This window comes from Thiohalophilus sp. (genome assembly GCF_034522235.1).
In the GTDB taxonomy this organism is placed as follows: Bacteria; Pseudomonadota; Gammaproteobacteria; order UBA6429; family Thiohalophilaceae; genus Thiohalophilus.
The window spans coordinates 1294239-1315912 of the sequence record NZ_JAXHLN010000003.1; the positions used below are offsets into that span (position 1 = coordinate 1294239).

20 protein-coding genes and 1 tRNA gene are annotated in these 21674 nt (G+C 57.0%); all 21 read left to right on the plus strand.

Annotated elements, in window-relative coordinates; all coding sequences use genetic code 11:
• Window positions 1–76 precede the first annotated feature (76 nt).
• The 21 genes from glmM (at window position 77) to U5J94_RS09400 (ending at window position 21662) form a co-directional block, all read left to right on the plus strand.
• Entirely contained in the window at window positions 77–1417 is a 1341-nt protein-coding gene (gene glmM, locus U5J94_RS09300; protein WP_322565364.1) for a phosphoglucosamine mutase, read from the plus strand.
• Between the two features lie 156 nt (window positions 1418–1573).
• Complete coding sequence (gene tpiA / locus U5J94_RS09305) at window positions 1574–2326, plus strand: triose-phosphate isomerase (RefSeq protein ID WP_322565365.1); 753 nt, start codon at window positions 1574–1576, stop codon at window positions 2324–2326.
• A 25-nt stretch (window positions 2327–2351) separates the two neighbouring features.
• Window positions 2352–2720, plus strand: coding sequence for a preprotein translocase subunit SecG (gene secG / locus U5J94_RS09310; RefSeq protein ID WP_322565366.1), 369 nt, complete (start codon window positions 2352–2354; stop codon window positions 2718–2720).
• A gap of 14 nt (window positions 2721–2734) precedes the next feature.
• A tRNA-Leu gene (locus tag U5J94_RS09315) sits at window positions 2735–2819 on the plus strand.
• A 537-nt stretch (window positions 2820–3356) separates the two neighbouring features.
• Window positions 3357–3713, plus strand: coding sequence for an NADH-quinone oxidoreductase subunit A (locus tag U5J94_RS09320; protein WP_322565367.1), 357 nt, complete (start codon window positions 3357–3359; stop codon window positions 3711–3713).
• The gene (locus tag U5J94_RS09325; protein WP_416223982.1) at window positions 3704–4180 is read left to right on the plus strand and encodes a NuoB/complex I 20 kDa subunit family protein; all 477 of its coding nucleotides are present in this window, start codon (window positions 3704–3706) and stop codon (window positions 4178–4180) included. Before U5J94_RS09320 ends, U5J94_RS09325 begins: the two co-directional genes overlap by 10 nt.
• Window positions 4181–4190: 10 nt before the next feature.
• Window positions 4191–4811, plus strand: coding sequence for an NADH-quinone oxidoreductase subunit C (locus tag U5J94_RS09330; protein ID WP_322565368.1), 621 nt, complete (start codon window positions 4191–4193; stop codon window positions 4809–4811).
• 3 nt (window positions 4812–4814) lie between these two features.
• Window positions 4815–6068 (plus strand): NADH-quinone oxidoreductase subunit D, encoded by a 1254-nt coding sequence (locus U5J94_RS09335; RefSeq protein ID WP_322565369.1) that lies wholly within the window; start codon window positions 4815–4817, stop codon window positions 6066–6068.
• Complete coding sequence (gene nuoE, locus U5J94_RS09340) at window positions 6047–6577, plus strand: NADH-quinone oxidoreductase subunit NuoE (protein WP_416223991.1); 531 nt, start codon at window positions 6047–6049, stop codon at window positions 6575–6577. Before U5J94_RS09335 ends, nuoE begins: the two co-directional genes overlap by 22 nt.
• 51 nt (window positions 6578–6628) lie before the next feature.
• On the plus strand, window positions 6629–7906 hold the full coding sequence (gene nuoF / locus U5J94_RS09345; protein ID WP_322565371.1) for an NADH-quinone oxidoreductase subunit NuoF: 1278 nt from the start codon (window positions 6629–6631) through the stop codon (window positions 7904–7906).
• 20 nt (window positions 7907–7926) lie between these two features.
• A complete protein-coding gene (gene nuoG, locus U5J94_RS09350) occupies window positions 7927–10302 on the plus strand; it encodes an NADH-quinone oxidoreductase subunit NuoG (RefSeq protein ID WP_322565372.1) in 2376 nt (791 codons plus the stop codon).
• A gap of 10 nt (window positions 10303–10312) precedes the next feature.
• Window positions 10313–11401, plus strand: a complete 1089-nt coding sequence (gene nuoH / locus U5J94_RS09355; RefSeq protein WP_322565373.1) for an NADH-quinone oxidoreductase subunit NuoH — start codon at window positions 10313–10315, stop codon at window positions 11399–11401.
• An 18-nt stretch (window positions 11402–11419) separates the two neighbouring features.
• A complete protein-coding gene (gene nuoI, locus U5J94_RS09360; protein ID WP_416224213.1) occupies window positions 11420–11908 on the plus strand; it encodes an NADH-quinone oxidoreductase subunit NuoI in 489 nt (162 codons plus the stop codon).
• 41 nt (window positions 11909–11949) lie between these two features.
• Entirely contained in the window at window positions 11950–12552 is a 603-nt protein-coding gene (locus U5J94_RS09365) for an NADH-quinone oxidoreductase subunit J (RefSeq protein ID WP_322565375.1), read from the plus strand.
• A gap of 11 nt (window positions 12553–12563) precedes the next feature.
• Window positions 12564–12869 (plus strand): NADH-quinone oxidoreductase subunit NuoK, encoded by a 306-nt coding sequence (gene nuoK / locus U5J94_RS09370; RefSeq protein ID WP_322565376.1) that lies wholly within the window; start codon window positions 12564–12566, stop codon window positions 12867–12869.
• Between the two features lie 13 nt (window positions 12870–12882).
• On the plus strand, window positions 12883–14841 hold the full coding sequence (gene nuoL / locus U5J94_RS09375; RefSeq protein WP_416224214.1) for an NADH-quinone oxidoreductase subunit L: 1959 nt from the start codon (window positions 12883–12885) through the stop codon (window positions 14839–14841).
• Between the two features lie 25 nt (window positions 14842–14866).
• A complete protein-coding gene (locus tag U5J94_RS09380) occupies window positions 14867–16393 on the plus strand; it encodes an NADH-quinone oxidoreductase subunit M (RefSeq protein ID WP_322565378.1) in 1527 nt (508 codons plus the stop codon).
• Window positions 16394–16410: 17 nt separating this feature from the next.
• Complete coding sequence (gene nuoN / locus U5J94_RS09385) at window positions 16411–17850, plus strand: NADH-quinone oxidoreductase subunit NuoN (RefSeq protein ID WP_416224215.1); 1440 nt, start codon at window positions 16411–16413, stop codon at window positions 17848–17850.
• 27 nt (window positions 17851–17877) lie between these two features.
• Window positions 17878–18204, plus strand: coding sequence for a DUF2818 family protein (locus tag U5J94_RS09390; protein ID WP_322565380.1), 327 nt, complete (start codon window positions 17878–17880; stop codon window positions 18202–18204).
• Window positions 18205–18343: 139 nt separating this feature from the next.
• A complete protein-coding gene (locus tag U5J94_RS09395) occupies window positions 18344–20308 on the plus strand; it encodes a sensor histidine kinase (protein ID WP_322565381.1) in 1965 nt (654 codons plus the stop codon).
• Window positions 20298–21662 (plus strand): sigma-54 dependent transcriptional regulator, encoded by a 1365-nt coding sequence (locus U5J94_RS09400; RefSeq protein WP_322565382.1) that lies wholly within the window; start codon window positions 20298–20300, stop codon window positions 21660–21662. The genes U5J94_RS09395 and U5J94_RS09400 overlap by 11 nt, the downstream gene beginning before the upstream one ends.
• Window positions 21663–21674: the final 12 nt, after the last annotated feature.

Consider the following 21674-nt stretch of genomic DNA (forward strand, 5'->3'; position numbering starts at 1 on the left):
CGGCGGGGTGATTGCTTTATAATCGCTGAAACAGGGCCTGGCCGGCCCGTGCCGGCGGCAAGGGGAATGTTGTTTTATGTCATGTAAATATTTTGGTACCGACGGGGTCCGCGGGCGGGTCGGGGAGTTCCCGATCACGCCGGAGTTTATTCTCAAGCTGGGCTGGGCGGCCGGGCGGGTGCTGGGCAATGGCGGCGGCAAGGTGCTGATCGGCAAGGATACCCGGCTCTCCGGCTATATTTTCGAATCGGCCCTGGAAGCGGGGCTGGCGGCCGCCGGCATGGATGTCTGTCTGCTGGGCCCGATGCCGACGCCCGGCATTGCCCATCTGACCCGCACCCTGCACGCCCGCGCCGGGATCGTCATCAGTGCCTCGCATAACGCCTATCCGGACAATGGCATCAAGTTCTTCTCCGCCGAGGGGACCAAGCTGCCCGACGAGGTGGAGCTGGCGATCGAGGCGATGATCGACCAGGAGCTGGTCACCAGCGCACCGGATAAACTCGGCCGTGCCACCCGGGTGGACGACGCGGCCGGGCGCTATATCGAGTTTTGCAAAAGCACGTTTCCCGAGCATCTCGATCTCAACGGCCTGCATATCGTGCTCGATTGCGCCAACGGCGCCACCTACCAGATTGGACCCAAGGTCTTCGCCGAACTGGGCGCCAGACTGACGGTGATCGGCAACGATCCCGACGGCCTCAATATCAACGACGGTTGCGGCTCCACCCACCTGGAATGGTTGCAGAAAAATGTCCAGTTGCAGGGCGCCGATCTGGGCATTGCCTTCGACGGGGACGGGGATCGGGTGTTGATGATCGACAGTCAGGGCGCGATCGTCGACGGCGACGAACTGCTGTACGTGATCACCGCCCATCGTCAGCGCACGCGGCGCCTGGAAGGCGGGGTGGTGGGGACCCTGATGACCAATCTGGGCATGGAGCATGCCCTGCAGGTGGCCGGCATTCCGTTCTCGCGGGCCAGGGTCGGGGATCGCTATGTGATGGAGCAGTTGCAGGCACAAGGCTGGCAACTGGGCGGGGAAGGCTCCGGGCACCTGATCTGCCTGGACAAGACCACCACCGGTGACGGGATCGTGGCCGCCCTGCAGGTGCTGGCGGCGGTGGTGGAGTCCGGGCGAAGCCTGACCGATCTGGTGGCCGGCATGCACAAGTACCCTCAACAGCTGATCAACGTCCGCCTGGCCCGCAAGGTCGACGTATTGGGCGCGCCCGAGGTACAGGCGGCGGTGGCCGCCGCCGAGTCGGAACTGGCCACCCGCGGCCGGGTACTGTTGCGCGCCTCCGGTACCGAACCCCTGCTGCGGGTGATGGTCGAGGGCCAGGATGCCGACCAGGTGACGCGGGTGGCACACGAGCTGGCCGGCGTCGTGGAGCGGGCGCTCGGTCCCGGCTGAGCGCGCTCCGACACTTACGCCACGGACCGCCTGGAATGGGGCCTTGACCCCTTCTCATCCGCCAAATAACCCGGTTTTTCATTGATTTATTGCGGCCTGAACGGTAAGCTTTCGCGCTCTTTTATAAGGTCAACCGAACGAGAAGAAGGAGAGGGCATGCGTCAGCCACTGATCGCCGGCAACTGGAAAATGAACGGTTCGCGCACGGATAACACGGTCCTGCTGGACGGGATCAAGGCGGGCATCGGCGACGTCAAAGCAGCGGAAGTGGCCGTCTGTGTTCCCTATGTCTATCTGGCGGATGTCCAGCTGCAGCTGGAGGGGACCTCCATCGCCTGGGGCGCCCAGAACCTGAGCAAGGAAGAGAAGGGCGCCTTTACCGGTGAAATCTCTGCCGCCATGCTGCTCGATTTCGGCTGCAAATACGTTATCGTCGGTCACTCGGAGCGCCGCAGCCTCTACGGCGAAGATGCCCCGCTGGTGGCCGAGAAATTCGAAGTGGCCCGTCAGGCCGGCCTCAAGCCGATTTTGTGTGTCGGCGAATCGCTCGAGGAGCGGGAGCAGGGGATCACCGAACAGGTGGTGGCTCGTCAGATCGACGCAGTGATCCAGCACGCCGGGGTAACGGCGCTGGCCGACGGCGTGATCGCCTATGAGCCGGTCTGGGCCATCGGCACCGGCAAGACCGCGACTCCGGAACAGGCCCAGGAGGTCCATGCCTTTATTCGCGGCCAGATTGTCAAACACGATGCGGCGGTCGCTGAAGGCTTGCGGATTCAATACGGCGGCAGCATGAACGCCGCCAATGCCGCCGAACTGCTGGCCAAGCCGGATATCGACGGCGGCCTGATCGGCGGCGCCTCACTCAAAGCGGAGGATTTTCTGACCATCTGCCAGGCAGCGGGTTAGGATAAATCCGGGAGACTCTGAAAGTATGTTGTATAACATTATTCTGGTATTGCATGTCATTGTTGCCGTGACACTGGTTGTGATGGTGCTGCTGCAACAGGGCAAGGGCGCCGATGCCGGCGCCGCGTTTGGTGGCGGCGGTGGTGGCGGCGCCTCGGGCACCATGTTTGGCTCGCGTGGCGCGGCGAACTTTCTGACCCGTTTCACGGCGGTGCTGGCGTTTCTGTTTTTCGGCCTGTCCCTGGCGCTGTTTACCCTGGCCGGGGATGTCAGCAAACCCGAAAGCATCGTGGATCAGGCCGAGCGGCAGTCGCAGGAAAGCACCGTGCCGGCCGCGCCCGAATCGGCTGCTCCGGAAGACGGCGCGCCGGTGGACGTGCCGAAGTCGGAGTAGATCCGCAAATCCTTGCCGAAGTGGTGGAATTGGTAGACACGCTATCTTGAGGGGGTAGTGGCGTAAGCCGTGCCGGTTCGAGTCCGGCCTTCGGCACCATCTTTCAAATCAAGGCCGTGCATGGGTTGCATACACGGCTTTTTTCTGGTCGAACCGGCCCTGTTTTGATGTCCGGCCGCTCCCGGCATCCTGCCTCCCGCGGCATTCGCACATCCCTGTGCGTCGCCTTCGGCACCAACACAAACAAAAAGGCCTCCCGGGCGCATGCCCGGGAGGCCTTTTTGTTTGTGAGGTTCTAGGGGCGAGGGGCTAGGTTCTAGGAAAAGAGTTTAGTTCTAGACACTTTTAGCGATTTTACCAGTTTTACGGTTCTGCGCTTTTTCTAGCCCCTAGTTCCTAGCCCCTAGCCCCTAGCCCCTGAATCTTTTTATAGACCCCTAAAATTAAGCTAACATTTTGATATGCAAGGTTTTTCGCGCTTTATACAAACTTGACACAAAGTTTGCGGCTAGCCTAGACTGGTTCGGCTTTGATCAATGATGATCACAGAGCAAAACAATAATAAACAAAATCGTCCGACGGGGCGGTTTTAAATACATCCGCAGCCACTGCGGGATGCGGCGGAGGAGCACAACGATGTTAGAGAACTATCTGCCGGTTCTCATATTCATGATTGTCGGTTTGACCGTCGGCGTCGTCATGATTGTGCTTGGCTTTGTCCTGGCGCCGAGCCGTCCTGACAGTGAAAAACTCTCTCCCTATGAGTGCGGCTTCGAGGCGTTCGAGGATTCCCGCATGAAGTTCGACGTGCGTTATTATCTCGTTGCGATTCTGTTTATTATTTTCGATCTGGAAATTGCATTTCTGTTTCCATGGGGCGTGGTTCTCGAGGACATTGGTATGTTCGGTTACGTTGCCATGGCGATCTTCCTGGGGATTCTGGTTATCGGCTTCATTTATGAATGGAAAAAAGGAGCCCTGGAATGGGAATAGAAGGGTTACTCAAAGAAGGTTACGTTACGACCACGGCTGATCGGTTGATTAACTGGGCGCGCACCGGTTCGATGTGGCCCATGACCTTCGGTCTGGCCTGTTGCGCCGTGGAGATGATGCATGCCGCAGCGGCTCGTTACGACATGGATCGCATGGGTCTGATTTTCCGGCCCAGCCCACGGCAATCGGATGTGATGATCGTCGCCGGTACCCTGGTGAACAAGATGGCGCCGGCCCTGCGCAAGGTCTATGACCAGATGGCCGAGCCGCGCTGGGTGATCTCCATGGGCTCTTGCGCCAACGGCGGCGGTTATTATCACTATTCCTATTCCGTGGTCCGCGGCTGCGATCGGATTGTACCGGTGGATATTTATGTCCCGGGCTGCCCGCCCACGGCCGAGGCGTTGCTGTATGGCGTCATGCAGTTGCAGAACAAAATAAAAAGAACCAACACCATAGCGCGCTGATTCCTTATATATGTCCAGATACTATAAACAACTGGCCGAGCAGGTCCGGGAAAAATTTGGCAATCGCATCCAGTCCTGTGACGTGGACTGGGGTGAGCTGACGATCGTTGCCGACCGGCATAAACTGTTGGATGTGGCTGTGACCTTACGTGATGATCCCGAATTCGCATTTGCCGAGTTGATCGATGTTTGTGGCGTGGATTACAGCGAGTATGGCGGCGAAGGGCAGTGGCAGGGGGCGCGTTTTGCGTCGGTCTATCACCTGTTATCGATTGAACACAATCACCGTCTGCGTCTGAAGGTTATGCTGGATAACGAACCGCCGGTGATTCCATCCATGGTGGACGTCTGGGCCTCGGCTAACTGGTTCGAACGCGAGGCCTTCGATCTGTACGGCATCGTCTATGAAGGCCATCCCGATCTGCGCCGCATCCTGACCGACTATGGCTTTATCGGCCATCCGTTCCGCAAGGATTTCCCGTTGATCGGGAACGTGGAAATGCGCTACGACCCGGAAAAACAGCGTGTGGTCTACCAGCCGGTCAGTATCGAGCCGCGGGTTGCCCAACAACGGGTGATCCGTGACGATCATCGTTATGCCGATCGTCTGCTGCAGGAAGAAGAGGAGTAATTCATGCCCGAGATCCGAAACTACACGTTGAATTTCGGGCCCCAGCATCCGGCCGCGCATGGCGTGTTGCGTCTGGTACTGGAGATGGACGGCGAGGTGATTCAACGCGCCGATCCGCATGTCGGTTTGCTGCATCGCGCGACCGAAAAGCTGGCGGAAAGCAAGCCGTACAACCAGACCATTCCCTACATGGACCGGCTCGATTACGTCTCCATGATGTGTAATGAGCACGGCTATGTGCTGGCGCTCGAGAAATTGCTGGATATCACACCGCCGATACGTGCGCAGTACATCCGGGTCATGTTTGATGAGCTTACCCGGATTCTGAATCATTTGATGTGGCTGGGTACCCATGCACTCGACGTGGGCGCCATGACCATGTTCCTGTATTGCTTCCGCGAACGCGAAGATCTGATGGATATGTACGAAGCGGTCTCCGGCGCACGCATGCATGCCGCCTATTACCGTCCCGGCGGTGTGTATCGCGACTTGCCCGGCAAGATGGCGCAGTACCAGAGCAGCAAGTACAAGAACGAAGCCGAGACCAAACGACTGAACGAAGCGCGCAGCGGATCGCTGCTCGACTTTATCGAGGAGTTTGTACAGCGCTTTCCGGTCAACATCGACGAATACGAAACGCTGTTGACCGACAATCGCATCTGGAAGCAGCGCACCGTCGGCATTGGCGTGGTGTCTCCCGAGCGCGCCCAGCAACTTGGCTTTACCGGTCCGATGTTGCGGGGTTCCGGGATCGAATGGGACCTGCGCAAGAAGCAGCCTTATGAAGTTTATGACAGGATGGATTTCGACATTCCGGTCGGTGTTAACGGGGATTGCTACGATCGTTATCTGGTGCGGATCGAGGAAATGCGCCAGTCGACCCGGATCATCAAGCAGTGCATCGAGTGGCTGCGTAATAATTCCGGTCCGGTGATCCTCGACGATCACAAATTCACTCCACCCAAACGGGAGGAAATGAAGGATGACATGGAAGCGTTGATCCATCATTTCAAACTGTTTACCGAGGGCTACACGCTCCCGGCCGGCGAGGTTTATACCGCCATCGAGCATCCCAAGGGCGAGTTGGGTGTCTATCTGGTTTCCGACGGGGCGAACAAGCCTTATCGACTGAAGGTCCGTGCCCCCGGTTTTTCTCACCTTGCCGCCATGGACGAAATGAGCGAGGGGCATATGCTGGCGGATGTGGTGGCGATTATCGGCACCATGGATATTGTATTCGGAGAGATCGATCGATGATGGCGCAACATAAAAAATCCGCGAGCAAACTGCACCTGATTAATGACGAATCGCGCGCCGAAATTGACCGGTGGATTGCCAAATACCCCGAGGATCAGAAACAGTCGGCGGTAATGGCGGCACTGCGTATTTTACAGGATCAGAACAAGGGCTATTTGAATAACGATCTGATCGAGGCGACTGCGGAATATCTCGAGATGCCGCCGATCGCCGTTTATGAAGTGGCCACCTTCTATTCCATGTATGAACTGGAGCCGGTCGGGCGCCACAAGATCTGTGTTTGTACCAATATCTCCTGCAAGTTATGCGGCTCGGACGATGTGGTCAAGCATTTGCAGGAACGACTGGGTATCGGTCTGGGTGAAACTTCCGATGACGGTCGTTTCACACTCAAGGAAGTGGAGTGCCTCGGCGCCTGTGTCGATGCGCCGATGTTCCAGCTTGAGGACAACTACTATGGCAAACTGACACCACAACGTATTGATGAAATTCTCGAAGGCCTCGATTGAAACCGGAACATGATGACTACAATAACAATCAACCGGGTGGGGGAGTGACAGATGGCAAATGAAGTTTGCTTCCGCACGCTGCACCTCGACAAGCCCTGGACACTGGAGAATTATCGCAGTGTCGGCGGCTACGAGGTGCTGAAAAAAATCCTCGCCGAGCAGACGCCGCAGGAACAGATTATCGAGGAGCTGAAAACCTCCTCGTTACGTGGCCGCGGCGGGGCGGGGTTCCCTACCGGACTCAAGTGGAGCTTCATGCCGCGCAATGCGCCCGGCCAGAAATATATCGTCTGTAATTCCGATGAAGGCGAGCCGGGCACCTGCAAGGACCGGGATGTCATGCGCTATAACCCGCATCAGTTGATCGAAGGCATGATTATCGCCGGCTATACCATCGGCGCCTCGGTTGGTTACAACTATATTCGCGGCGAATTCTGGGAGCCTTATGAGCGGGTTGAAGCGGCCCTGGAAGAAGCCCGCGCCGCCGGCCTGCTGGGCAAGAATATTCTGGGCAGCGGGTTTGATTTTGAGCTGCACAATCACCTGGGTGCCGGTGCCTATATTTGCGGCGAGGAGACCGCGCTGCTGGAATCCCTGGAAGGCAAGAAGGGCATGCCGCGTTTCAAGCCGCCGTTTCCAGCTGGTTACGGGCTGTATGGCAAGCCGACTACCATTAATAATACCGAGACCCTGGCGTCGGTCCCGGTGATCCTGCAACACGGCGGTCAGTGGTTCCTGGAGCAGGGCAAGCCCAACAACGGCGGTACCAAGCTGTTCAGTGTCACCGGCCACGTTAATAACCCCGGCAACTTCGAAGTGCCGCTGGGGACGCCGTTTTCCAAACTGCTGGAGCTGGCCGGTGGCATGCGCGACGGACGCAAGCTCAAGGGCGTGATTCCCGGTGGCTCCTCGGTGCCGGTGCTGCCCGCCGAGATCATTATGGACACCGACATGGATTACGACTCGCTGGCCAAGGCGGGCAGTATGCTCGGCGCCGGCTCGGTGATCGTGATGGATGAAACCACCTGCATGGTGGACGCGCTGGCGCGGCTGTCACACTTTTATTTCGAAGAGTCCTGCGGCCAGTGCACACCCTGTCGCGAAGGCACCGGCTGGTTGTCGAGGGTGATACATCGCATCGAACACGGTCAGGGTAAACAGGAAGATATGGAACTGCTAGATGATGTCGCCTCGCGCATTGCCGGGCGAACTATCTGCGCCCTGGGGGATGCGGCGGCAATGCCGGTGCAGAGTTTTCTCAAGCATTTTCGCGAGGAATTTCAGTATCACATCGATCATGGCAAATGCCTGGTCGGTGGACGCTCATAACGTTAACAGGCAACGCTTGAATGTCAGACGATATCAACATTGAAATCAACGGAATGCCGCTTCAGGTGGCGCCGGGCACGATGGTGATCCAGGCGGCTGATGAGGCCGGGATCACCATTCCGCGTTTCTGTTATCACAAGAAACTGTCGGTGGCGGCCAACTGCCGCATGTGTCTGGTGGAAGTGGAAAAAGCGCCCAAGCCGCTGCCCGCCTGCGCCACGCCGGTCACCGAGGGCATGAAAGTCTTCACCAAGTCCGAATTCGCTCTCGAGGCGCAAAAGAGCGTGATGGAGTTTCTGCTGATCAACCATCCACTGGATTGCCCGATTTGCGATCAGGGTGGCGAGTGCGATCTGCAGGACATCGCGATGGGCTACGGCAAGGATGTGTCGCGCTTTGCCGAGAAAAAGCGCGTGGTGCCGAGCAAGAATATCGGCCCCCTGATCGCCACCGACATGACGCGTTGTATTCATTGCACCCGTTGCGTGCGTTTCGGTCAGGAAATCGGCGGCATCATGGAGCTGGGCGCCTACGGACGGGGCGAGGATGTCCGAATCGGGACGTATATGGAGAGCGCTGTTTCTTCAGAGATGTCCGGCAATGTGATCGATCTCTGCCCGGTCGGGGCGCTGACCTCCAAACCGTATCGTTATCGTGGCCGCCCCTGGGAAAATCAGCAACGCGACAGTATTGCCGCGCACGATTGTGTCGGTTCCAACCTGGAAGTGGAAGTTTGCCGTAATACGGTAATGCGTGTCCTGCCACGCGAGAATGAAGCCATCAATGAGACCTGGCTGTCGGATCGGGATCGATTCAGTTATACCGGTCTGTATCACGAACAACGGACGCGTCATGCCCTGATCAAACAGGGCGATCAATGGAGGCAGGTGGATTGGCAGATTGCGCTGAATTACGCCGTTGAGGGCATCAAAACGGTGCAACAGGGTAGTGGCAGTGAACAGATCGGCGCGCTGACCTCGCCCAGTGCGACCCTGGAAGAGATGTATCTGCTGCAAAAACTGTTGCGCAGTCTGGGGAGTCACAATATTGATTACCGACTGCGTCAGCTCGATTTCTCCCAGAGTGATATAGCATCGCGTTATCCCTCCCTGGGTTGCACGATTGCCGAACTGGAACAGATCGAGGCGGGATTATTAATCGGTTCCTGTGTGCGCAAGGACCAGCCGATCATCGCCCATCGGCTGCGCAAGGCGGCCCTCAACGGGGCCAACATCATGTCGGTCAACGCGATCGACTATGATGTCAACTTCCCGTTGGCCGAATCCATTGTGACCGCACCGGCTAACATGCCACAAACCCTGGCCGGGATCGCCAGGGCATTGCTGACCTTGAGCGGCGAATCGGCCCCGGCGGATCTGGGGGCCAAACTGGAAAATATCACCAGCCACGATGATCATCTGGCGATCGCCAAACACCTGTACAGTGCCGACAACGCGCTCGTGCTGCTTGGGACACAGGCCATGGGTCAGATCGAATTCGGCGAACTGCAGAATCTGGCCGAACTGATCGGACGTCTGGCCGGCGCGAAGTTCGGTTATCTGACCGAAGGGGCCAACAGCGCCGGCGCCTGGCTGGCCGGTGCCGTGCCGCATCGTCAGGCCGGTGGCGAAACGCTTGCTTCGCCGGGACGCCACGCCGGCGAGATGCTTTCACAACCCCAGGGCGCCATGTTGTTGCTGAATGTCGAGCCTGAATTCGACTCGGCCTATGGCAGTCAGGCGTTCAAGGCCATGCAGGAGAGTGATTTTGTGGTGACGCTGTCGCCTTACGTCAGTGACAGTCTCAAAGCCTGTGCCGATGTCATCCTGCCAATAACCCCGTTTATCGAGATGTCGGGAACCTTTATTAATGTCGAGGGTAACTGGCAGAGTTTCTCTGCCGCGGTCGACCCAGTGGAGGAAGCCAAGCCCGCCTGGAAGGTTCTGCGCGTGCTGGGCAATCTGTTTGAGTTTGACGGCTTCGACCAGGTGACCTCCGAGGAGGTGCGCGACGAGCTGCGGGGTATCAGCGGCCAGCCGCCCATGGACAATCAAAGTGCCTGGCAATGTCCGCAACTGGCACCGTCTGGTTCCGGTTTACAGCGCATCGGGCACTTGCCCATCTATGCGGTGGATTCTCTGGTGCGTCGGGCGCAACCGCTTCAGGACTCGGTCGATGCCATTGCCGCGGCGGCCTATATGAATGAGCAAACCGCCAATGAGGCCGGGGTCAGTGATGGGGCGTATGTTCTGGTACGACAGGACAACAGCGAAGTGCGTTTGCCTCTGGTGATTGACGAGGCGGTACCCGCGCAATGTGTGCTGATTCCCTATGGCGTCGCCGGCAGCGAAACATTGACCCGCGCCTATGGGCCGATTGAATTGCAACGGGGTTAAGACGAAACAAATGGAATGGCTTAATTCAACATATCAATCAGTTGCCGATTTCACGGTCTGGTGGTTTTCCCAGCCGGCGGTGCTGATTTTGTTGCAGGTCGTCATGATTGTCGGCCCGCTGATGCTGGCGGTAGCCTATCTGACCTTTGCCGAGCGCAAGATTATCGGTGCCATGCAGGTGCGCATGGGACCGACCCGGGTCGGTCCGCGCGGCTGGCTGCAGCCCATTGCCGATGCGCTCAAGCTGATTTTCAAGGAAATTATCATTCCCACCGGCGCCAACAAGGTGCTGTTCGTGATTGCCCCGATTCTGTCTATTGGGCCGGCCCTGGCCGCCTGGGCGGTGATTCCTTTCAATGCGGAATACGTACTGGCGGATATCAATGCCGGTCTGTTGTATATTCTGGCAATTACCTCGGTCGGGGTGTACGGCGTCATCATCGCCGGCTGGGCCTCCAACTCCAAATATGCGCTGCTGGGCGCCATGCGCTCCGCCGCGCAGATCGTCGCCTACGAAATCGCCATGGGTTTTGCGCTGGTCACGGTGGTCATGGCTGCCGGTAGTCTGAATATCGGCACCATCATCGAATCCCAGGCCGGCAGTCCGCTGCACTGGTTCTGGCTGCCGCTATTGCCGATGTTCGTGATCTATTTTATCTCCGGCGTGGCCGAGACCAACCGCGCCCCGTTTGACGTGGCCGAGGGGGAATCGGAAATCGTAGCCGGTTTTCATGTGGAATACTCGGGCATGGTATTCGCCGTGTTCTTCCTGGCCGAATACGCCAACATGATTCTGATTTCGGTCCTGGCCGCGGTGCTGTTCCTGGGCGGCTGGTTGTCGCCGTTTGAAGGCTGGGTACCCGAGGCCTGGTTTGAAATCATCGGTATCGGCTGGTTACTGGGACACGGTGTCCACTGGCTGCTGATTAAAACGGCTATTTTCTTGTTCTTTTATTTATGGTTCCGCGCCACCTTCCCGCGATATCGCTATGACCAGATCATGCGTCTGGGCTGGAAGGTCTTTATTCCGATCACTATCGTCTGGTTGATGGTGGTGGGCCTGATGATTCTGACCGGTTTCGGTTGGTGGTTTGACTAGGAACAGGAGGCGCTCATGATGAACACCGCAGTACGGTTTCTCAAAAGTCTGTTCCTGCTGGAGTTGTTCAGGGGGATGCGACTGACCGGGCGACACCTGTTCGTACGCAAGGTCACCCTGCAATATCCGGAAGAGCACACCCCGCTGTCACCCCGTTTTCGGGGATTGCATGCCCTGCGCCGTTATCCCAACGGGGAAGAGCGTTGTATCGCCTGCAAACTGTGCGAAGTCGTTTGCCCGGCGCTGGCGATTACCATTGAGTCAGAACAACGGGACGATGGCACCCGGCGCACCACGCGCTATGACATCGATCTGACCAAGTGCATTTTCTGCGGCTATTGCGAGGAGTCCTGTCCGGTGGATTCCATCGTAGAAACGCATATTTTTGAGTATCACGGCGAAAAACGCGGTGATCTCTACATGACCAAGGATCGCCTGCTGGCGGTCGGTGACAAGTACGAAAAAGAAATTGCCGCGGCCCGGGCCGACGATGCGCCTTACCGTTAAGCTCCGCTAACGATGAAAGACAATTAAAAGATAATAACGATATGGTTGAAAAATTAATCTTTTACGTATTTGCCATCATCATGGTCTTTGGCGCCACCATGGTGATCACCGTGCGCAACCCGGTGCGGGCGGCGCTGTTTCTGGTGTTGACCTTTTTCGCCAGTGCCGCCATCTGGATGTTGCTGGAAGCGGAATTCCTCGCCGTTACCCTGGTGCTGGTCTATGTCGGGGCGGTCATGGTGTTGTTCCTGTTCGTGGTGATGATGCTGGATATCAACACGGCCCAGCTCAAGGAAGGCTTCATCCGCTATCTGCCGGTGGGGATTGGCGTCGCCATCCTCCTGGTGGTGATGCTGGTTGGCGTGGTCGGACCGGACAACTTCAGTCTGGACAAGATGGCGGCGCCGGAACGCCATGGCGCCGATTACAGCAATACCCGTGAACTGGGTAACGTCCTGTATACCGTGTACGTCTACCCCTTCGAAATTGCCGCGGTCATTCTGCTGGTGGCAATCGTTGCCGCGATTGCCCTGACGCTGCGCAAACGGCCCACAACCAAATACCAGAATCCGGACAGCCAGGTTTCGGTCAAGCGCGATGACCGGGTACGAATGGTCAAAATGAAGTCCGAAGAGAAGAAATAGGTGAGAGTGCGATGCTAGCGTTATCCGACTTTTTGATTCTGGGTGCCGTGATGTTCGGTTTGAGCATCGCCGGGATTTTCATTAACCGCAAAAACATCATTATCCTGCTGATGGCGATCGAGCTGATGCTGCTGGCGGTGAATATGAATTTCATCGCCTTTTCCTATTTTCTGGGCGATACCGCGGGCCAGGTGTTCGTGTTCTTTATTCTGACGGTGGCGGCGGCCGAGGCGGCCATCGGGCTGGCGATCCTGGTGGTGCTGTTTCGTAACAAGCGCACCATCAACGTCACCGAACTGGACAGCATGAAAGGCTAGGCTGATGAATAATATGGAAAATGTCTATCTCTGGACCGTGCTGGCACCGTTAATCGGGGCGATCATCGCCGGTCTGTTCGGCAGAAAAGTCGGTCGCGCCGGTGCCCACTGGGTGACCATCATCGGCGTGGCCGTCGCCTTTGTACTCTCCGCGATCACTTTCAAACACATGGTGATCGACGGCGCCGAGGTCTATAACGCGTCGCTCTATACCTGGATGGTGAGTGAAGGCATTCGTTTTGAGATCGGCTTTTTGATCGATAACCTGACTGCCATGATGATGGTGGTGGTAACTTTCGTCTCCCTGATGGTACATATCTATACCGTCGGCTATATGCACGAGGATCCCGGTTACCAGCGCTTTTTCAGCTATATTTCCCTGTTCACCTTTTCGATGCTGATGCTGGTGATGGCCAACAATTTCCTGCAGCTGTTCTTCGGCTGGGAAGCGGTGGGCCTGGTCTCCTATTTATTGATCGGTTTCTGGTATACCCGCGACAGCGCCATCTACGCCAATCTCAAGGCCTTTCTGGTCAATCGGGTGGGGGATTTCGGTTTTCTGCTGGGGATCGCCGCCGTATTGATGTACTTCGGCTCGCTCGATTACGCGACCGTCTTCGGCCAGGTGGAGCAGGTTGACGGTCAGACCATCACCCTGTTCGGGGATAACGCCTGGTCGGTGATTACCGTCATCTGCATCCTGCTGTTCATCGGCGCGATGGGTAAGTCGGCCCAGGTCCCGCTGCATGTCTGGCTGCCCGATTCCATGGAAGGCCCGACCCCCATCTCGGCACTGATTCATGCCGCGACCATGGTCACCGCGGGTATCTTCATGGTGGCGCGCATGTCACCGCTGTTCGAGTTTTCCGAGACCGCGCTGACCGTGGTGCTGGTGATCGGTGCCATTACCGCGCTGTTCATGGGTTTCCTCGGGCTGGTGCAGAACGACATCAAACGGGTGGTGGCCTATTCCACCCTGTCGCAGCTGGGTTACATGACCGTGGCGCTGGGCGCCTCGGCCTATGCTGCCGGGATTTTCCATCTGATGACCCACGCCTTTTTCAAGGCGCTGTTGTTCCTGGCCGCCGGCTCGGTGATCATCGCCATGCATCACGAGCAGGATATGCGCAAGATGGGCGGGCTGCGTAAATACATGCCCATTACCTGGATCACCTCGCTGATCGGTTCGCTGGCACTGATCGGCACACCGCTGTTTGCCGGCTTCTATTCCAAGGACTCGATCATCGAGGCGGTGGCCCATTCGCAGATTGCCGGTTCCGGCTTTGCCTACTTTGCTGTGTTGACCGGCGTGTTCGTTACCGCGCTGTACAGTTTCCGTATGTACTTTCTGGTGTTCCATGGCAAGGAGCGCATGGACGAACACACTCGCGAGCACCTGCATGAAACCCCGCCCGTGGTGACTATCCCGCTGATCCTGCTGGCGATCCCCTCGGTGATCATCGGTGCCATCTTCATGGGCGACATGATCGCCGGAGATTTCTTTGGCGAGGCGATCTTCGTACTGCCCGAGCACGACGCACTGGGCGAGTGGGCCGCCGGATTCCACGGCTGGTGGGCGATGGCGCTGCATGCCTTTGTGACCTGGCCGTTCTGGCTGGCGGCCGCCGGCGTGTTTACCGCCTGGTTCCTGTATATGAAACGCCCGGACATTCCCGGTCGGATTCAGGATCGCTTCCAGTGGCTGCATACCCTGCTGGATAACAAATACTACGCGGATCGTTTCAACGAGATCGTGTTTGCCGGTGGCGGGCGTCAATTGGGCCAGAAGCTGTGGCGCATCGGTGATGTCAAACTGATCGATGGCCTGGTGGTCAATGGTTCGGCTGCGCTGGTGGGCTGGTTCGCCGGACGTATTCGTCATGTCCAGACCGGTTATCTGTATCACTATGCCTTTGCCATGATTATCGGCGTGGTGGTGTTGCTCGGGCTGTTTGTGTTTCTTAACCAATAAAGAATAAATAAAAAGGGTCGTACGCATGTTCTCAGACTGGCCATTGTTAAGCCTTGTGATCTGGATCCCCATTCTGGGCGGGATCCTGGTACTGGTTACGGGCAGTGACAAGCAGGCGCCGCTGGCCCGGTTGACGGCGCTATTCTGGTCGGTGGTGACCTTCCTGATTTCGATCCCGCTGTATACCGAATTTGATACCGGCACCGCGGCCATGCAGTTCACCAGCGAAAAAATCAGCTGGATCGAATCCTGGGGGATTTACTACCACCTGGGCGTCGACGGCATCTCCATGCCCCTGATCCTGCTGACGACCTTCATGACCGTGCTGGTGGTGATCGCCGGCTGGGAAGTGATCAAGGAGCGCGTCGCCCAGTACATGGCGGCATTCCTGATTATGGAAGGGCTGATGAACGGCGTGTTCGCCTCACTGGATGCGGCGCTGTTTTACGTGTTCTGGGAAGCGATGCTGATCCCGATGTTCATTATCATCGGTGTCTGGGGCGGGCAGAATCGCATCTATGCGACGATCAAGTTTTTCCTGTATACCTTTTTCGGCTCGGTCTTCATGCTGGTTGCGCTGTTGTATCTCTATTTTCAGACCGGCAGTTTTGCGATTCTCGATTTCCATCAACAGCCGCTGGGCATGACGCCGCAGATACTGATCTTCCTGGCGTTTTTGATCGCCTTCGCGGTCAAGGTGCCTATGTGGCCGGTGCATACCTGGCTGCCGGATGCGCACGTGGAGGCGCCCACCGGCGGCTCGGTGATCCTGGCGGCGATCATGCTTAAACTCGGTGCCTACGGTTTTCTGCGCTTTTCGCTGCCGATTACCCCGGATGCCAGCCAGGAGCTGGCCTGGCTGATGATTACCCTGTCGCTGATCGCCGTGGTCTATATTGGCTTTGTCGCGCTGGTGCAGCAGGACATGAAAAAGCTCATCGCCTATTCCTCGATTTCGCACATGGGCTTCGTGACGCTCGGCTTCTTTATCGCCTGGCAGATTTACGACAATACCGGCAGCTATAGCGGCGCGGCGATGGGGATCTCCGGCGGTATTGTGCAAATGATCTCCCACGGCTTTGTTTCGGGAGCGCTGTTCCTCTGTGTCGGCGTGATGTATGACCGCATGCACTCGCGGCAGATCAGCGATTACGGCGGTGTAGTTAACACCATGCCGGTCTTCGCCGCCTTTATGGTGCTGTTTGCCATGGCCAACGCCGGGCTGCCGGGCACCTCCGGATTCGTCGGCGAGTTCATGGTGATCCTGAGCAGTTTCAAGGCCAATTTCTGGTATGCCTTCCTGGCGGCACTGACCCTGATCCTCGGTGCGGCCTATACCCTGTGGATGGTCAAACGGGTGATCTTCGGGGCCGTGGCCAATGACCAGGTGGCGGCGCTGCAGGATATCGGCCGGCGCGAATTCCTGATCCTGGCGATACTGGCCGTGGCGGTCCTGACCCTGGGGATCTGGCCGGCGCCGTTGCTCGAAGTGATGGATGCCAGTGTCGAGAACCTGTTACTGCATATGACCCAGTCCAAGGTCATTCAATAATAACGGCAAGAGTGATGATGACTTTTACTATGCCCAATATTGCCCCGGCACTGCCCGAGATATTCATTCTCTCGATGGCATGCCTGATTCTGGTGATTGATCTGTTTTTGACGGATCGCCAGCGGTTCGTGACCTATCTGCTGACCCAGGCGACACTGGTGGTGGCGTTCATTCTGATTGTGACGGATTTCAGTCAGGGCAGGGTGCTGACCTTCAGCGACACCTTTGTCCGCGATCCCATGGCTGATGTGCTCAAGGCCTGTATCTTCATTGCCGGGCTGGTGACGTTTACTTATTCCCGCGATTATTTGCAGACTCGCCAGATATTCAAAGGTGAATTCTTTGTCCTGGGCCTGTTTGCGATTCTGGGGATGATGATCCTGACCTCGGCGCACAACTTCCTGACCATCTACCTGGGTCTGGAACTGCTGTCGCTGTCGCTGTACGCCATGGTCGCCATGCAGCGCGACTCGGTCACCGCCTCCGAGGCGGCGATGAAGTACTTCGTTCTTGGCGCCATCGCCTCGGGCATGCTGCTGTACGGCATTTCCATGATCTACGGCGTGACCGGCACCCTGGATCTGGCTGAAGTGGCCCGGCAGATCCCCGATACGGAAAAACAGCTGCTACTGACTTTCGGGCTGGTCTTTCTGATCGTCGGGGTGGCGTTCAAGCTCGGCGCGGTGCCGTTTCATATGTGGGTGCCGGATGTGTATCACGGCGCGGCCACCCCCACGACCCTGTTTATCGGCAGCGCGCCCAAGATCGCCGCGTTTGCGATGCTGATGCGTCTGCTGGTGGACGGGTTGGGCGGCCTGCATGCCCAGTGGCAGGACATCCTCATCATTCTGGCGGTGCTCTCCATGGGCGTGGGGAATATCGTCGCCATCGCCCAGAGCAACATCAAACGCATGTTGGCCTACTCCACCATTTCACATGTCGGGTTTTTGATGCTGGGTGTGCTGACCGGCACCGCCGAAGGCTATGCCGCGGCGATGTTCTATACCCTGGCCTATGTCCTGATGACCCTGGGCGGGTTTGGCATGATTATCCTGCTGAGCCGGGAGGGCTTCGAGGCCGACAAACTGGATGATTTCAAGGGCCTCAACCAGCGCAGTCCCTGGTTCGCCTTCATGATGTTGATAGTCATGTTCTCCATGGCCGGGGTACCGCCGTTCATCGGCTTCTGGGCAAAACTGTCCGTGCTCAAGGAAGTGATCGCGGCGGACATGGTGTGGCTGGCCGTGGTGGCGGTGCTTTTCTCGATTATCGGGGCTTTCTATTATTTGCGGGTGATCCGGCTGATGTATTTCGACAAGCCCGTGGATACCGCCAGGCTGGAAGTTGCGCTGGACATGCGCCTGCTGCTCAGTGCCAACGGACTGGGTGTCCTGTTGCTGGGACTCTTCCCCGGCGGTCTGCTGGCCCTTTGCCTGGCCGCGCTGTCTGGGTCATAATGGCGGCTCACTTTCGCAGGCGGTCTTATGTCAGCAGTTTTCATCTGGATTTTACTCATCAGTGCCATCGTCGCCGCCAACCTGCCCTGGATTGGTGAGCGGTTCTTCTTCTTTTTCAAGCCGCCGGGCGGTGAGGACAAACGGGCCTGGATGCGGCTGCTCGAATGGCTGGTGCTCTATGTGCTGGTCGGACTGGTCGCGGTCGGCCTGGAGCAGAAAGCCACTGGTGAGCGTTATGCGCAGGACTGGGAGTTTTATGTCGTTACCCTTTGCCTGTTCGTGGTCTTTGCGATCCCCGGTTTTGTCTATCGCTATCAGCTTCGGCCGTTGTTGCAACGTCATCACCCCAGATAGGTGCATTCTGCAACAGACTCTGCCATCACCAGTACATTAGCGCTTGTTAATGTACAAAATTTCCCCAGATTGAACTTGCCGTCGGTGGCGGTTCTGTCATAATTACTGCATCCTGCACCGGATTTGGTAATTTGCAGCCATGCATCTGCGACATAAGTTTTTTATTGTTCTTTCCCTGCTGACCAGCATTCCCCTGCTGATCCTGCTGTTTGGCGTGGTTGAGCGCATGGAACGGGAAGTGACCATTCGCACTGAAACCCAGTTGCACGGCTCCCTCGACAAGATGGCCAGCGAACTGCAGTTGATTCTGGAAAACCAGAAATCGGTGGCCAGCGGTCTGGGTCGGATCCCGGTCGTGCGGCAATTCGCTGCGGTGGCCCGTTATCCGCAGCGGTTTGATAACGACACCTACCAGCAGCGTGCCGAGGCGCTGGAGCAGTTCCTGCTCGGTTATCAGGATTCCGTTCCCAGTATCCAGGCGGTGCGCTTTATTGATACCGACGGCAAAACTCTGGTCAAGGTGAAGGAAGGCAAGTCGGTCGAGCCGGTCTATTCCGAACAGGACGCCGGACACAGGTTTATTGCCGACCAGTCCAACCGGCCGTTTTTCAAGGAGGCGAAAACAGCCGGTAACCGGGTGATTATGTCTGATTTTGAACTGGGACAGGTGGCCAAGGATGCGGATTTTTGTCCGGCCATGGTGCGCTACTCGGTGCCGTTGCTGGACGAACTGGGGGACTTTGAGGGAGTTCTGGTGGTCAACATGTGGGGTTCCCGGCTCGATTCCACCATGACCTCCTCCCTGGGCGGATTTCCCGGCAAGACCTATATTGTCGAGCTGTCACCCAATGCCAAGCGCGACGGGATTTATCTCTATCATCCCGATGATGACAAGCGGTTCGCCGATCAGCTCGGTTCTCAGCACCGCTTGACCAGTAAACTGGACCCGGCCGACTGGCAGACGATCAAGGCAGGGGAGAAGAGCGGATCGCTGTTGCGTAACAGTCAGCGCATGCTGTTTTATCAGAAACTGGCACCGTATCCGGACAAGCCGACTCAGTGGTTACTGGTGATCGAGGCGGATCCTGCGGTAGTGTTTGCGCCGATTAATAACATGCGCAAATCCATCTGGCTTCTGCTCGGTGCGCTGGTATTCATCAGCCTGTTACTCGCCGTCTGGGCATCGGGCCGTCTGACCGCCCCGGTTCACCAACTGGCCGAGATTATCCGGCGTTTTGCCGATGGCCAGCGTGAAGCCAGGGTCAGGGTCAACGCCGGTCGCGCCGATGAAATCGGCCAGGCCGGCAAGGCGTTCAACTATCTGGCCGAGAGCCTGGATCGTACTGAAAAAGAACGCGAAACCGCCGTGCGTGCCGCCTGTCAGTCGGAACGGCTGGCGGCACTTGGACAGCTGGCGGCCGGAATCGGTCATGAAATCAACAATCCGTTGATGAACATCATGTCACTCGCTTCCCTGGTTGAAGAGTCATTGCCCGAGAGCGACGCCGAGAAACGCAACGATTTGAAGTTGTTGCAAAAAGAAGGACAACGTTGCGCCCGTATTGTCCAGGGGATTCTGAATTTTGCACGCCAGAGCGAACCGAAGTTTGAAGAATTTGATATGGCGGTGTTGTTGAACGAGACGCTGGAACTCCTGCGCCATCGCCTCGAGTCAGAGGAGATCGAGTTGCAAAGCTTGATAGAAACGCCGTTGATGATGGAAGGCGATGGACGTCAGTTGCAGCAGGTGCTGGTCAATATCATTCTCAATGCGATTCAGGCCACGCCGCCTAAATGCCGATTACACATCTCTGCCCGTTCGAGCGATGAGCATATCGATATCGAGATTATCGATGAAGGTGAGGGGGTCAAGGCTGAAGACTTCTCCAAGATCTTCGACCCGTTTTTCACCACCAAGCCGGAAGGTAAGGGGACCGGTCTGGGGCTGTCTGTCAGTTACGGCATCATAAAACGCCATGGAGGCAGCATTACGCTGGAAAACTCCCGGCATGCCGGCGTGCGTGTGCATATCAAATTACCCAGACACAGTGAACTTCAGGAACTGGATACCTTTGAAATACTGGAGGCGAGACATGTCGGATAAGGCGCCACAGATTCTGTTTGTCGATGATGACATGGTGACTTGCCGGGTCATGCAGCGTAATTGTGTCAATGCCGATTATGCTTGTGAAGTTTTTCAAAATGGCGAGGATTGTCTCGCGCTGTTCAACAAGCAAGGTGCGGATGTCGTCATTACCGACTTGCGCATGCCGGGGATGAACGGTTTTGAATTGTTAAGTGAAATTCGCAAAGTCGATAGCGATGTACCGGTGCTGGTGATGACCGGCTATTCTTCCGTGGAGAATGCGGTCGAGGCCATGAAACGTGGCGCCTCGGACTTTATCAAAAAACCGTTTGATTTCACCGAGTTGCGGCTGCTGGTGGAGCGCACACTCAAATCGGCACGCCTGCGCAATGAAAATCGACTGTTGAAAAAACGGCTGGGTGACAAGCGTCATCACTTTGGCATGATTGGCGACACCCCGGCAATGAAAACGCTGTTTAACACCATCGAGAAAGTCGCCGAAGTCAGTTGTAGCGCCATTATTACCGGTGATTCCGGTACCGGTAAGGAACTGGTTGCCAAGGCCTTGCACGATTACAGTCCGCGCAAGGATGCCCCCTTCGTTGCAGTTGACTGCGGCGCGTTGACCACCACCTTGCTGGAGAGCGAATTATTCGGTCACGAAAAGGGCGCATTTACCGGCGCCACCCAACGAAAATACGGCCTGATGGAACAGGCTGACGGTGGCACGCTGTTTCTCGACGAAATATGCAACATCTCGGATACCATGCAAACCAAGCTGATGCGTGCACTCGAAAGCGGTAACGTGACGCGCGTCGGCGCCAATACCCCGGTGCCGGTGGACGTGCGGGTGATTGCCGCCAGCAATCGCAATTTGGAGCAGATGGTGGAAGAGGGGCACTTGCGCCACGATTTCTATCACCGTCTGAATGTGGTCAATATTCATGTTCCGTCTCTCTCCGAACGGCGTCAGGACATTCCGGCACTGGTTGAAGCGTTGGTGCAGGAGTTTGCCGATCGTTATTGCCGACAGGTCCAGGGCTATGACAAGGCTTCCCTGCAGCGTCTGTGTGATGCCGATTGGCCGGGTAATGTGCGCGAGTTACGCAATACCATTGAGCGCAGTGTGATTCTGGCAGAGGGCCCGATATTGTCCTGGGAAGGCGGGAATACGCAGAAGTCCGACTCGCAATTGCCGGTCCATTTCTCCGAGGAGGAGTTCTTTTCACTCAATGAACTGGAACAAGAGTACATTCACCATGTGTTGCGCTGCTTCAATGGCAAAAAGACCAAGGCCGCCGAAGTGTTGGGAATTGACAAAACGACGCTGTGGCGGAAGTTGCGCCGCATCGAGACCGAAGAAGCGGTGTAAATTACACTCTCC